The following is a 12,569-nucleotide window of genomic DNA, read 5'->3' as shown; positions in this document are numbered from 1 at the left end:
GACTTCGGCGTCAAATGAGGGTCTAACAAGTGGAGCTGCGGGTTAATTCTGGGTGATCTGACTGCGATGCTTATCAGCCTGCTGCTGGTGAACAACGGAAGACTGACCATTATTCGCCTTCTCATGTACAGCTGCGGCCTTCTCATGCTCGCTCATTTCAGAAAATGACTTTGCTGTTTCGTTGGTAGCTCCGGGTTTAGCTTTCATCATTTTTTTATGCATTTCAGCCATGTCCTGGTGGGCAGCAGAATTGCTGTTTTGCATCATGTCATGGGACATTGCGGCCTGATCGTGACTGCTCATATCCATCATTGTCATGCTGTCTCCCTGAATTGCACTTTTTTCAGCAGATGACTGCATCTGGTGGGCAGGTGCCTGTGCATTATTTACCTGGTCATGCATGTTCATTGTCTCTGCAGCCATGGCAGATGAAGCGGCAGCCATAATGGCAACAAATGATACGAGAATCTTTTTCATGGTTGGGTCTCCGGTGTTTACATACCCAAACAATCAATGGCTTATAACAGAGAAAGCAGTTGATCTCAGGGCGGGTTAATCATCACTCCAGGAACCAGGTGATTGTGTTATCACGCTGCTCCTGATTTATGAATAATTATAAAAAACCGCCTCTGTTTATCGCGTGACTGAATGATGACAATTTTGTCACCTTCCAGGTTTCTCCTGAACAACGGGATTAATCCATTAACAGGCGCACTTTGAACACAATTTCACGCCCCTGCTGTTCTGCTGACAGCTCGCCGCCGTGAGCATGAATGATCGACCTTGTAATTGATAATCCCAGCCCCGCGCCTTCCGTGTTGTAGAACCTTGATGAGTCTGCGCGATAGAACCGGTCAAACAAACGTTCCAGATTAGCGGGAACCTGGCCGGACATCGTATTCGTAATCATCACGTTCACACAGTCACTGTCACGCTCAAGGTGTATCGCTGTTAGACTGGCCCCCTGAATCTCCAGACAGTTGGTATCACTTAAGTTAGTGATAGTCTTAATACTAGTTTTTAGACTAGTCGTTGGAGTCCGAATGATTGATGTTTTAGGTCCAGAGAAGCGCAGACGGCGAAGTGTTCAGGAAAAAATCGCCATTGTTCAGCAGAGTTTTGAGCCCGGAATGACCGTGTCGCTGGTCGCCCGTCAGCATGGCGTTGCTGCCAGTCAGCTGTTCCTGTGGCGTAAGCAGTATCAGGAAGGCAGCCTTACAGCCGTTGCCGCAGGAGAACAGGTTGTGCCCGCGTCGGAGCTGGCATCTGCGATGAAGCAAATTAAAGAGCTGCAACGCCTGTTGGGCAAGAAAACCATGGAAAACGAGCTGCTAAAAGAAGCCGTTGAATATGGCCGACAAAAAAAGTGGATAGCGCACGTGCCCTTGTTGCCGGAGGATGGCGAATAAGCCTTGTCAGTCGTTGCCTCCGGGTCTCACGTGCGCAACTGCATGCCATGGCCCGTCGGTCAAAGGACTGGCAGGATCGTCGGTGCAAGCGCAAGCCTGATGATACTGACGCGCTGGCCCGTATCCATACCGTTATCGGCGATCTGCCCACCTATGGTTATCGTCGGGTATGGGCACTGCTGCGCAGACAATCAGAAACTGACGACATGGCGGTGATCAATGCCAAACGCGTATACCGCATCATGCGTCAGAATGCGCTGCTGCTTGAGCGTAAACCGGAAATACCGCCATCGAAGCGGGCGCATACAGGGAAAGTGGCCGTTGGAGAAAGTAACCAGCGGTGGTGCTCTGACGGCTTCGAGTTCAGCTGTGATAACGGTGAAAAACTGCGGGTCACGTTCGCTCTGGACTGTTGCGATCGCGAGGCACTTTACTGGGCGGCCAGTAACGGTGGATATGACAGTGAAACCGTGCAGGACGTCATGCTGGGTGCCGTGGAGCGTCGTTTCGGTAACAGCCTGCCGACATCCCCAGTTGAGTGGCTGACAGACAACGGTTCAGCCTACCGTTCTTATCAGACGCGTCAGTTCGCCAGAATGGTAGGACTGGAGCCTAAACATACGGCGGTACGTAGCCCGGAAAGCAACGGGATGGCAGAGAGCTTCGTGAAAACGATGAAGCGCGATTACATCAGCATCATGCCGAAACCCGACGGGTTAACAGCGGTAAAGAACCTTGCGGAGGCCTTCGAACATTACAACGAATGGCATCCGCATAGTGCACTGGGGTATCGTTCGCCACGGGAATATCTGCGGCGGCGAACCAGTAATGGGTTAAGTGATAAAAAGTGTATGGAAATATAGGGGCCAATCCAGCTGTACAGGTGTTATCGGGAGAATACTTGATTGCATTGGAAAGCAGGTTACTGAAAGCACGTCGGAGCATATCGCTGTCTCCGGCAACAACGCCCTCTCCTTCAACCGTGATTGTCTTTCCTGTTTCGTCTGCCAGGGGCTCGAACAACTCACGTAATTCATTCAGTTCGGCTGCCAGATCCACATCATGTTTATCCAGCCGCAGCAGACCATGCTCTGAACGTGCCAGAAAAAGCATGTCACTGGTCATTCGTGACAACCTTTTCAGTTCTTCCAGGTTAGCGAATAAAATTTCGCGGTAATGCGAAACATCCCTTTCCTTAGCCAGTGCAAACTGCGTCTGCATCATCAGATTACTGACTGGTGTGCGCAGCTCATGCGCGATGTCAGACGAGAAATCTGACAGTTTCCGGAATGCCCCCTCTAAATAGCTGCGCCTAATACCGCTACACTTTTGCCTGACCATGTTTTCCTCCGGGGAATGGGCTGGCGGTTTCCATAAAATGGCGGACCTTTTTCAGTAACTGCCACATTGAGCGGCACTGATGATTACGGGTTATCGTGTCATGAAGTGCCTGCCATAGCCGTTCCACATGATTCACCCACGGCGAGTAAACCGGCTGGTAAATTACCCTGAACTTGGGATTTGCTTTCAACCAGCGCTGTGTTTCGCGGCTTTTATGGATAATGTAGTTATCAACGATCAGCGTGATTGTTTTCGCCCGCCGGTAAGTGGCTTTCAGGTGCTTCAGCAGAGCGATAAACAGCGCTGAACTTTTGCTGTTGCCGCCCACGTAGCTGACTTTACCCGTGCCACTGTGCAGTGCGCCGGCCAGATAGTATTTTTCGTTCTGCCCCGGCGTCACTACCCGTTTCTGCTGTCCGCGCAACTGCCAGTCCGCACCGATTTTAGGATTAAGGTGAATATCCACTTCATCTTCATAAAATACCGGATGCTCTGCGTTGCATTCATCCAGCGCTTTGTGGATTACCGCCATCTTTTCATCTTTATGTGGGTCACGGATGCGCAGAGTTGGCGCGGCCCTGCGCCATACAAGCCCCGCAGATGGCAACCAGCGGCGAACGGTTCCTGCATGTAACTGGCAACCGGTTATCTCATTGATTTTTATTGCCAGTAATTCGGTGCTCCAGCGTGAACGTTGATAACCAAAATCGCCGGGAGAATGCTTTATCAGCTCACGTAACAGGGTGCAGATATGTTCAAAAGGCCAGCGTCGGGAGCGCCCTGCGGGTAAGGATTTCAGGCCTTCAATACCTGAGTGCGTAAACCAGTTAATCCAGCGACCAACGGATGAACGGGCACAACAGAGAGTTCTGGCAACATCGCTGACCCGTTCACCCCGATGAAGCATCAGCATGGCCGTGAGTCTGCGGGCATGATTTTTATCGCGCGTTTTATGAATAGCTTTCTGCATCAGGCGTCGTTCGCCACGGGGTATTGGTGCTATGATCGGCATCGCTCAGTCCGGTTGGTGGTTTTGGTTGGTTTGGCGAATGATCAGATCGCGCAATCCGGGCTGAGTTCCCTTTCAGTGATCTACTATTCCGCGCAGCTATTTAGGCGATCAAACATATTATTGAACTCCTGCATGGTCTCAGAGATTTCCGGCGGAGCCAGATCGGGATTTAGACGCTGATCCAGGCTGTGTACGGTCATGGAGGAAGCCAGACTGGTCATTTCCCGTAGCGGTTTCAGACCAATACGTGTGGTCAGCCAGCCCAGAAAAACAGAAATAAAGACCAGACCGATATTGAACCAGAACAGCCAGGTACTGAGTTTGTCCATAAACAGGGTGTGATACCCAGTATCCGTGGCAACCGTAATGATGACATATTTGCTTTTACCCTGTTCCGGCGTCACGGCAACCCGCCGCGAGATACTGCGATACACGGTGTTATTTTCTTCCGTCTGGATCATATAGTCGAGAATATCACCCGACTTATTAAGCAGGACCGCTGGAACAACAGAATTTTTGGCATAGAGTTCAACAATTTTGTAAGCGTCATCTCAGTACCGTCTGTTGAAATTTCCGGTGATTGACGATGATAGAGTCCTCTTATAAACGTTAATGGACTCTATCAATGTCAGATTCTCTTCGTCCCCGCAGGGTTCGTGCGTCTTACTCCATGGACTTTAAACTGGAACTTGTCGAAAAATCTTATCAGCCTGGAGCCTGCGTGGCCCAACTGGCCAGAGAACACGGGATTAATGACAATCTGTTGTTTACATGGCGCCAGCGCTACAGCCACCTTTTGCCCGATGAAATACAACGTTCAGTCAGTAAACCTGATGCTGTCATCCCTGTTGTGGTATCTGACATGTCCCTGTCACATCATGCAGAACCACACTATGAACCATCCGGTTCCGCTTACGGTGAGGTGATGACCTGCGAAGTGGCTGTCGGGAGCGCCAGTCTGCGCCTGACAGGGAACTTATCTCCCGCTATCCTGAAAACACTGCTTCGCGAACTGACCGGGAGGGGACGATGATCTCCCTCCCGTCTGGCACCCGTATCTGGCTGGTCGCCGGCGCCACCGACATGCGTAAATCCTTCAACGGTCTGGGCGAGCAGATACAGCACGTACTGGATGAGAACCCCTTCTCCGGCCACCTGTTCATCTTCCGTGGCCGCCGGGGTGATACCGTCAAAATTCTCTGGGCAGATGCGGATGGACTGTGCCTCTTCACCAAACGCCTTGAGGAAGGGCAGTTCATCTGGCCCGCCGTGCGCGACGGCAAGGTGGCCATTAGTCGCTCGCAACTGGCCATGCTCCTCGATAAGCTGGACTGGCGTCAGCCCAAAACACCCCGTCTTAACTCACTGACAATGTTGTAAAAAAAGCATGGCCGCATTATAAATGGGTCATGAGTCAGGACTATCTCGCCCGTATCACCGCGCTGGAAGAAGAACTTCGCCGGAAAGACAGCCAGCTCAGTCTCGTTGCCGAGACTGAGGCCTTCCTGCGCTCTGCGCTGACCCGCGCTGAAGAAAAGATCGAGGAAGACGAACGGGAGATAGAACACCTGAGGTCTCAGATAGAAAAACTGCGCCGTATGATGTTCGGCACCCGTTCTGAAAAACTGCGCCGCGAGGTGGCACAGGCCGAAGCGCTGCTGAAACAGCGCGAACAGGCGAGCGATCGTTACAGTGGGCGGGAAGACGACCCGCAGGTTCCCCGCCAGCTCCGTCAGTCCCGGCACCGTCGTCCGCTTCCGGAACATCTTCCCCGTGAGATACTCCGGCTGGAGCCGGAAGAAACCTGCTGCCCGGCATGTGGCGGTGAAATGGCGTACCTCAGCGAAGTCAGCGCGGAGCAGCTGGAGCTGGTTGCCAGCGCCCTGAAAGTGATCCGCACAGTGCGGGTAAAAAAGCCTGCACAAAATGTGACGGTATCGTGGAAGCTCCCGCGCCGTCACGTCCTGTCGAGCGGGGTATCGCCGGACCGGGTCTGCTGGCCCGTGTGTTAACAGCCAAATACTGTGAACATCTGCCGCTGTACCGCCAGACGGAAATCCTTGCCCGCCAGGGGGTGGAGCTGAGCCGCGCACTGCTCTCCAACTGGGTGGATACGTGCTGCCGTTTAATGGCGCCGCTGGACGAAGCCCTTTATCACTACGTGATGAACTGCCGCAAACTGCATACAGATGATACTCCAGTGCCGGTGCTGGCGCCGGGCAGGAAAAAGACGAAAACCGGGCGTATCTGGACGTATGTCCGGGATGACCGGAATGCCGGTTCGTCAGATCCTCCGGCAGCGTGGTTCGCGTACTCACCGGACCGGCAGGGAAAACACCCGGAGCTGCACCTTCGCTCCTTCCGTGGCGTCCTGCAGGCAGATGCCTTCGCGGGGTATGACCGGCTGTTCAGTACATCGCGAGAAGGCGGCGTGCTGACAGAGGCGGCATGCTGGGCGCATGCCCGCCGAAAAATCCACGACGTGTACATCAGCAGCCAGAGCGCCACGGCGGAGGAAGCGCTGAAACGCATCGGCGAACTGTACGCCATCGAAGCGGAAATACGCGGCATGCCGGAGACAGAGCGTCTGGCGGCCAGACAGTCGCGGAGTGCGCCGCTGCTGGCGTCACTGCATGAGTGGATGGTGGAGAAAAGTGCGACACTGTCGAAAAAATCCCGGCTGGGAGAGGCGTTCACGTATGCCCTGAACCAGTGGGATGCCCTGTGTTACTACTGCCGTGACGGTCTGGCGGAACCCGACAATAACGCCGCGGAGCGGGCGCTTCGCGCCGTCTGCCTGGGAAAGAAAAACTACATCTTCTTCGGGAGCGATCATGGTGGCGAACGTGGTGCACTGCTGTACGGACTGATCGGAACGTGCCGTCTGAACGGTATCGATCCAGAAGCGTATCTGCGCCACATCCTGAGCGTTCTGCCTGAGTGGCCTTCCAACAGGGTTGGTGAACTTCTGCCGTGGAACGTGGCTATACCTGCCTGACCAGTGTCAATACGGCGTCCGGTTAACGCTTACACAATTTTTTCATTTTCCATGTTTTTTATAGAAATGAATAAGCCATTGTGCCCCACCATCGCATCGTTTATTTTTTCTGATAATGACTTAATATCCGTTTTGTTCCTGAACGTCTCTGTTTTAAGAAACTCTTCGGTGAGCTGAAGTTTACCTGTCAGAAAATCGCGGTCCTGATTATCGAAATAGCCATTAAGGGTGCTAATCAGGATAAAACTTGATAACCACCATACCGTAAGCATCACCGCAGAAAAAATCAGGCTCAGGCGTGTGGTCAGGGAAATTTTGAACCTCACTCTTCTCTGATCTCCAGGACATATCCGGCACCGCGAACGGTATGGATCAGTTTTGGCTCAAAGTCATCATCAATTTTACTTCTCAGACGTCTCACGGCGACATCAATCACATTCGTATCACTGTCAAAATTCATGTTCCAGACCAGGGACGAGATAAGACTCCTGGGTAACACTTCTCCGGTGCGTTGCAGCAGCAACTCAAGCAGAACGTATTCTTTACCGGTGAGATGGATCTTCTTCCCCGAACGGATCACGGTCCGGCGCACCATATCAACGGTCATATCGGCGATGGTGCAGACTGTTGCGGCCTGCGAGCGTGCCCGGCGCAGTAGGGTTCTTACACGTGCAACCAGCTCCGTAAAATCAAAGGGCTTAATCAGGTAGTCATCTGCGCCAAGCTCCAGTCCTTTCACTTTGTCCCGCACGTTGTCCTTTGCGGTTAAAAACAGGACCGGTTCTTCGTGCCCGGACTCCCTCAGTGCGCTGATGATTTGCCACCCGTCGAGGAAAGGCAGCATCACGTCCAGTATTATCAAATCATACTGTCCCTTCGACGCGGCCCCGAGACCATCGCGGCCATTATTAAAGAGATCGGCCTGATAGCCTTCCTCAACCAGTCCCTGCTGCAGGTAACGACCTGTTTTTTGTTCGTCTTCAACGATTAAAATACGCTGCATGGTCAACTCGCTGATATGAAAGTAAAAATCTCACGCATGAGCTTTGGCTGTCCCCTAGCTGACCTGAGATGGAGCAAGCATTCCGAGCCACGCTACGGCGCCCAGAATGATAATCGCAACAACGAATTCTGTCAGGATGCTGTTTCGCATCAGGGCAACGCTGCGATCATAATTCCCTTCCCTGACCATAACTTCAAGCCGGGGACCCAGGTGAAACCGGTTTGCTGCAGCCAGAAGAAGCATCAGAACAAACAGAGCCGTCTTGGCAAGCAATATCCTCCCCCAGGAACTGTTGAATAAGGGAGTTAAGTTACCCTCAGCAATATACAGATAGTTGACCAGCGCACTCAGGATCAGGGCTACAACAATCACCGTTCCTGCCGTGGCAAATTTTGCCAGGGAGTCAGATATCACAATGACGCTCTGTGCATTATGCTCGTTTCTGCGCATCAGCAGGATAGCAAATGCAACCAGAGCACCTGTCCAGGCACCTGCAGCGCCGAGATGGGTCAGATCGCTCAGTAAATGGAGATAGTAATGCAGACCGTCATGCATAACGGCGTGTCCTCCCCAGGCAAGTGTAGCCAGCGCCACGCCCCCACTCATCGTCATCAGCAGGCAGGACAATACTCTCTTATTAGTGTAAAGGAACAAAGCACCGAGTGTGGTAAACAGGGCACAGAGCCTGACAATCCAGCTAATACCCACATCAGTTTCTTCTATCACCATCTCGATAACATGGATGGATAATTCTCTGAGGTCAGTTACTCCACTCATGGCATTAGATACCAGGAGCATATTAATGCCAGTAAGAATGATGCCTGTAACAACAGCAAAGGTTATAAACGACCTGAAATTAGTCAGGTTATAGGTTTCATGTCTGACACCGCTTATTCCATATATCTGAAAAAATGGCAATCCAAATATTACCATCAAATCCAGATAAAGAAGAAAACGAATAACAATCATAATCAGGTCGTTCATAATATTACTTCACTGTAAAGGTGTAATTACCGGTAATAGGGTGCGTATCTGAAGAAACCGCGCGCCAGTCAACACGATAAGTGCCAGCGGGTAAAGGCTCTCGCGGAATAATGACCATCGATTTAGGGTCAGCGCCTGGCGCCACTTTTGCCGCGACCGGCATCGGAGAATGTGATGACATGCCTTTCATACCCGTCATCGTTAATTTTGCACCTGAGAATTTCACGGTCAGATTTTCCGAGAAATTAAGCTGAATCTTTTCCGGGGCCGCTACGGCTGAATCAGCCTGTGGCACAGAGCTTTTTAATTCCGGATGGGCCATAGCAGAGAAAGCAACGCCCATAACGAGGCCACCTGTAAGAATGGCTTTATTTAAAATCGACATTTTATTTACCTGTTTAGTTGAGTGTTTTATATCAGTGCGTTAAAACCAGATTCTGGCTCCCGCCAGGAATACTACCTGATGGTCTTTCTCACCTTCTCTTTTCGCCATATCGGATGTTTTCCCGTAAAGTTGATTCCAGGAAACGCCTATATAGGGTGCAAACTCACGGCGTATTTCATAGCGCAGCCGGAGCCCCAGCTCTGTGTCAGTCAGTCCCCTGCCGCGACCCCGCGATTCATCATCCTGACTGTAGAAATTCACCTCATAGGATGGCTGGAGTATGAGCCGGTTAGTCAGTAAAACGTCGTATTCTCCTCCCAGACGAAGGGCTGCTTTTCCGCCATTACTGACAAAACCCGTAATTTCAGACTCAAAATTATAGAGTGCCAGCCCCTGAAAACCGACAGCAGCCCAGGTCCGGGCAGAAGCAGGTCTGAAATCCTGCCTGACACCCGCAACCAAATCCCACCATGGGCCAACCGCATGTCCCCAGAGTAACTGCGCTTCAGCCGCCTCCGTTTCCCCATTGCTTCGTTCACCTTCACTCTTTAGCCAAATCCGATCTGTGTCGCCTCCAATCCAGCTGTTAACACTCCAGCTGAAATTGTTGGTGTTATCCGACCGTTGCCATTCCAGTTGATCCAGCAGAACCAGATAATTAATCGCACTGTCGTGAATCGCATGCCCCTGTAAATTGCCGAATGCAGCCTTCCGGTCGGCATCGGTAACAGGCGGAATTGGCGTTCTGCTCTCAGTTACAATGGGCTCCATTGACGTCATCTCAGTGAAATTCTCATCTGCTGGCATCTGCATGGCAGACATGTCGTGCCCGGCGTGGGGATCTGCAGAGACGGAGCCCGCCGCAATAGAAAGCTGTGAGGTAAACAAACCGGCGACCAGAACAGGTATGGCCTTCAAATTTCTCTTCATTCGCATCATTCCTCCACCCGGACTTCACGAAACATTCCCATTTCCATGTGATAGAGCAAATGGCAGTGATACGCCCAGCGGCCAAGCGCATCTGCTGTCACTCTGTAACTGCGTTTTGTACCAGGGGGAACATCTATTGTGTGTTTACGAACCATGAAATTACCGTTTTCATCTTCCAGATCGCTCCACATACCATGCAGGTGAATGGGGTGAGTCATCATGGTATCGTTGATCAGCGTGATCCTGAGCCGCTCACCGTATTTCAGCAGCACCGGTGCGGCATCTGAAAACTTGATTCCGTTAAATGACCAGGCAAACTTTTCCATGTGGCCGGTTAAATGCAGTTCTATGGTACGGCCAGGTTCACGTCCGTCAGGATCCTCAAAGCGGCTTTTCAAATCCGCGTACGTGAGAACCTTTCTTCCGTTATTTCGAAGACCAATACCCGGATCATTTAATTTCGGAGAGACGCTCATCGCCTGCATATCAACCAGTGGGTTATCCGTTTCTGACGCAGGATGACTTTGCATACCCGGCATTCCGGCCATCCGGGAATGATCCATACCGGCCATGCTGCTGTGATCCATGGGCGCGGAGGATGTCCCGCTATCCGGAAGGTCAGCACCGTCCATAGACATCATCTCTCCGCTGTTATCCATGCCTCCCATCTGGCTGTGGTCCATTCCTGCCATATCATGTCCCATTCCCCCCATACCCATATCTTCCATGGTCAACAGAGGACGGGGATCGAGGGGGGGAACGGCAGCACTTAACCCCTCTCTCGTGGCCAGTGTCCCTCGAGCGTAACCGGTCCTGTCCATGGATTGTGCGAAGATGGTATAGGCCTCACCCTGAGGCTCCACAATGACATCATAGGTTTCGGCAACGGCAATCCTGAATTCGTCAACGGTAACCGGGTTTACATACTGGCCATCTGCAGCCACGACCGTCATTTTCAGCCCAGGGATACGGATATCGAAATAGGTCATTGCCGAGCCGTTGATAAACCGTAAGCGTATCTTTTCACCGGGACGGAACAGTCCGGTCCAGTTTTTCAGCGGGGCCTGCCCGTTCATGAGATAGGTGTAGGTGTAGCCACTGACATCCGCGAGGTCAGTCGGATTCATTTTCATTTCAGCCCACATTTTCCGATCGGCAATGGTGGCTGACAGCCCCCTGGTATTCACGTCGCGGAAAAAAGAGCCAACGGTTGGTTTATTGAAATTGTAGTAATCCGACTGTTTTTTTAATTTTTTCAGCAGGCTGTGAGGATTTTCATCGGTCCAGTCAGACAACATGACCACATGCTCACGATCGTAAGCAAACGGTTCTGGCTCCCTGGCATCGATGATAATGGCACCGTATACCCCCTCCTGTTCCTGCAGACCGGAATGGCTGTGGTACCAGTAAGTCCCGTTCTGCTTAACCTTAAAGGTGTAAACGTAGGGAAGGTGCGAACAAGTTCCTGATATGAGATCATCATGTTCATCCGGAGCGCATCCCAGAGGGACATCATGAGCCATCAACTCACCTTCGCCGATAGTGAATTCAGCACTAAGCGCCGTCAGACCCGAAAAGAGATTTTCCTCTCCCGCATGGAGCATATTCTGCCATGGCAGAATATGACCGCTGTCATCGAGCCGTTTTATCCCAAGGCGGGCAATGGCCGACGGCCCTATCCGCTGGAGACCATGCTGCGTATTCACTGCATGCAGCATTGGTACAACCTGAGCGACGGTGCCATGGAAGATGCCCTGTACGAAATCGCCTCCATGCGCCTGTTTGCCCGATTATCCCTGGATAGCGCCCTGCCGGATCGCACCACCATCATGAATTTCCGCCACCTGCTCGAGCAGCATCAACTGGCCCGTCAATTGTTCAAGACCATCAATCGCTGGCTGGCCGAAGCAGGCGTCATGATGACCCAAGGCACTTTGGTGGATGCCACCATCATTGAGGCACCCAGCTCTACCAAGAACAAAGAGCAGCAACGCGATCCGGAGATGCATCAGACCAAGAAAGGCAATCAGTGGCACTTTGGCATGAAGGCCCACATTGGTGTCGATGCCAAGAGTGGCCTGACCCACAGCCTAGTCACCACCGCGGCCAACGAGCATGACCTCAATCAGCTGAGTAATCTGCTTCATGGAGAGGAGCAATTTGTCTCAGCCGATGCCGGCTACCAAGGAGCGCCACAGCGCGAGGAGCTGGCCGAGGTGGATGTGGACTGGCTGATCGCCGAGCGTCCCGGCAAGGTAAAAACCTTGAAGCAGCATCCGCGCAAGAACAAAACGGCCATCAACATCGAATACATGAAAGCCAGCATCCGTGCCAGGGTGGAGCACCCGTTTCGCATCATCAAGCGGCAGTTCGGCTTCGTGAAAGCCAGATACAAGGGGCTGCTGAAAAATGATAACCAACTGGCGATGTTATTCACCCTGGCCAACCTGTTTCGGGTGGACCAAATGATACGTCAGTGGGAGAGATCTCACTAAAAACCGGAAATA

General features: G+C 52.1%; 11 protein-coding genes and 5 pseudogenes. 5 read left to right on the top strand and 11 right to left on the bottom strand.

Features of this window, described 5'->3' with window-relative positions; translation table 11 throughout:
- Window positions 1-42: 42 nt before the first annotated feature.
- Complete coding sequence (gene pcoE, locus H7R76_RS01615) at window positions 43-477, bottom strand: copper resistance system metallochaperone PcoE (protein WP_000723069.1); 435 nt, start codon at window positions 475-477, stop codon at window positions 43-45.
- A gap of 217 nt (window positions 478-694) precedes the next feature.
- Complete coding sequence (locus H7R76_RS01610; protein ID WP_286187641.1) at window positions 695-1,045, bottom strand: ATP-binding protein; 351 nt, start codon at window positions 1,043-1,045, stop codon at window positions 695-697.
- Between H7R76_RS01610 and H7R76_RS01605 the strand changes: the two genes are divergently transcribed.
- Window positions 1,044-2,272 (top strand): IS3-like element ISEc27 family transposase gene (locus H7R76_RS01605; RefSeq protein ID WP_148116659.1). Its coding sequence is split into 2 segments (ribosomal slippage): window positions 1,044-1,359 and window positions 1,359-2,272, totalling 1,230 coding nucleotides; the frame shifts between segments, so codons are not numbered across the junction. The two genes, H7R76_RS01610 and H7R76_RS01605, sit on opposite strands and share 2 nt — an antisense overlap.
- 10 nt (window positions 2,273-2,282) lie before the next feature.
- On the opposite strand, the pseudogene pcoS (H7R76_RS01600) reads toward H7R76_RS01605, so the two are convergent.
- The 3 genes and pseudogenes from pcoS (H7R76_RS01600) to pcoS (H7R76_RS01590) form a co-directional block, all read right to left on the bottom strand.
- Window positions 2,283-2,711 (bottom strand): annotated as a pseudogene (gene pcoS, locus H7R76_RS01600) (copper resistance membrane spanning protein PcoS); the annotation flags it as partial.
- Window positions 2,712-2,730: 19 nt separating this feature from the next.
- On the bottom strand, window positions 2,731-3,762 hold the full coding sequence (locus H7R76_RS01595; protein ID WP_003033020.1) for an IS630-like element ISEc33 family transposase: 1,032 nt from the start codon (window positions 3,760-3,762) through the stop codon (window positions 2,731-2,733).
- 101 nt (window positions 3,763-3,863) lie between these two features.
- A pseudogene (gene pcoS / locus H7R76_RS01590) lies at window positions 3,864-4,301 on the bottom strand (copper resistance membrane spanning protein PcoS); the annotation flags it as partial.
- Window positions 4,302-4,387: 86 nt separating this feature from the next.
- Here pcoS (H7R76_RS01590) and tnpA point away from each other — a divergent pair.
- The 3 genes and pseudogenes from tnpA (at window position 4,388) to tnpC (ending at window position 6,760) form a co-directional block, all read left to right on the top strand.
- A complete protein-coding gene (gene tnpA / locus H7R76_RS01585; protein WP_015632445.1) occupies window positions 4,388-4,795 on the top strand; it encodes an IS66-like element accessory protein TnpA in 408 nt (135 codons plus the stop codon).
- The gene (tnpB, locus tag H7R76_RS01580) at window positions 4,792-5,142 is read left to right on the top strand and encodes an IS66 family insertion sequence element accessory protein TnpB (protein WP_032414478.1); all 351 of its coding nucleotides are present in this window, start codon (window positions 4,792-4,794) and stop codon (window positions 5,140-5,142) included. The genes tnpA and tnpB overlap by 4 nt, the downstream gene beginning before the upstream one ends.
- Window positions 5,143-5,171: 29 nt before the next feature.
- Window positions 5,172-6,760 (top strand): annotated as a pseudogene (gene tnpC, locus H7R76_RS01575) (IS66 family transposase).
- A 32-nt stretch (window positions 6,761-6,792) separates the two neighbouring features.
- Here the strand turns inward: tnpC and H7R76_RS01570 are convergent.
- From H7R76_RS01570 to pcoA, 6 genes and pseudogenes are all read right to left on the bottom strand, one after another.
- Window positions 6,793-7,086, bottom strand: a pseudogene (locus H7R76_RS01570) (hypothetical protein); the annotation flags it as partial.
- Window positions 7,083-7,763, bottom strand: a complete 681-nt coding sequence (pcoR, locus tag H7R76_RS01565) for a copper response regulator transcription factor PcoR (RefSeq protein ID WP_001188930.1) — start codon at window positions 7,761-7,763, stop codon at window positions 7,083-7,085. The gene pcoR and the pseudogene H7R76_RS01570, both read right to left, overlap by 4 nt.
- A 54-nt stretch (window positions 7,764-7,817) precedes the next feature.
- Window positions 7,818-8,696 carry a copper resistance inner membrane protein PcoD gene (gene pcoD / locus H7R76_RS01560; RefSeq protein WP_229692861.1) on the bottom strand — a complete coding sequence of 293 codons (879 nt, stop codon included), beginning with the start codon at window positions 8,694-8,696 and terminating at the stop codon, window positions 7,818-7,820.
- Between the two features lie 55 nt (window positions 8,697-8,751).
- On the bottom strand, window positions 8,752-9,132 hold the full coding sequence (gene pcoC, locus H7R76_RS01555; RefSeq protein WP_000025662.1) for a copper resistance system metallochaperone PcoC: 381 nt from the start codon (window positions 9,130-9,132) through the stop codon (window positions 8,752-8,754).
- A 39-nt stretch (window positions 9,133-9,171) separates the two neighbouring features.
- On the bottom strand, window positions 9,172-10,062 hold the full coding sequence (gene pcoB / locus H7R76_RS01550) for a copper resistance outer membrane transporter PcoB (protein WP_001378118.1): 891 nt from the start codon (window positions 10,060-10,062) through the stop codon (window positions 9,172-9,174).
- A 5-nt stretch (window positions 10,063-10,067) separates the two neighbouring features.
- A pseudogene (pcoA, locus tag H7R76_RS01545) lies at window positions 10,068-11,507 on the bottom strand (multicopper oxidase PcoA); the annotation flags it as partial.
- Between the two features lie 69 nt (window positions 11,508-11,576).
- On the opposite strand from pcoA, the gene H7R76_RS01540 reads away from it, so the two are divergent.
- On the top strand, window positions 11,577-12,557 hold the full coding sequence (locus tag H7R76_RS01540; RefSeq protein WP_182918900.1) for an IS5-like element ISKpn26 family transposase: 981 nt from the start codon (window positions 11,577-11,579) through the stop codon (window positions 12,555-12,557).
- The last annotated feature ends 12 nt before the right edge of the window (window positions 12,558-12,569 follow it).

Source organism: Klebsiella sp. WP8-S18-ESBL-06 (assembly GCF_014169755.1).
Taxonomy (GTDB): domain Bacteria; phylum Pseudomonadota; class Gammaproteobacteria; order Enterobacterales; family Enterobacteriaceae; genus Kluyvera; species Kluyvera ascorbata_B.
Note: the sequence above shows the minus strand (reverse complement) of the source record. Positions and strands in the feature narration are given on the sequence as shown.

Excerpts from the sequence above, each read along its gene's own strand:
- pcoE (WP_000723069.1), bottom strand. The coding sequence starts at position 477 with ATGAAAAAGATTCTCGTATCATTTGTTGCCATTATGGCTGCCGCTTCA.
- H7R76_RS01595 (WP_003033020.1), bottom strand. The coding sequence starts at position 3,762 with ATGCCGATCATAGCACCAATACCCCGTGGCGAACGACGCCTGATGCAG.
- tnpA (WP_015632445.1), top strand. The coding sequence starts at position 4,388 with ATGTCAGATTCTCTTCGTCCCCGCAGGGTTCGTGCGTCTTACTCCATG.
- tnpB (WP_032414478.1), top strand. The coding sequence starts at position 4,792 with ATGATCTCCCTCCCGTCTGGCACCCGTATCTGGCTGGTCGCCGGCGCC.
- pcoR (WP_001188930.1), bottom strand. The coding sequence starts at position 7,763 with ATGCAGCGTATTTTAATCGTTGAAGACGAACAAAAAACAGGTCGTTAC.
- pcoD (WP_229692861.1), bottom strand. The coding sequence starts at position 8,696 with ATGGTAATATTTGGATTGCCATTTTTTCAGATATATGGAATAAGCGGT.
- pcoC (WP_000025662.1), bottom strand. The coding sequence starts at position 9,132 with ATGTCGATTTTAAATAAAGCCATTCTTACAGGTGGCCTCGTTATGGGC.
- pcoB (WP_001378118.1), bottom strand. The coding sequence starts at position 10,062 with ATGAAGAGAAATTTGAAGGCCATACCTGTTCTGGTCGCCGGTTTGTTT.
- H7R76_RS01540 (WP_182918900.1), top strand. The coding sequence starts at position 11,577 with ATGAGCCATCAACTCACCTTCGCCGATAGTGAATTCAGCACTAAGCGC.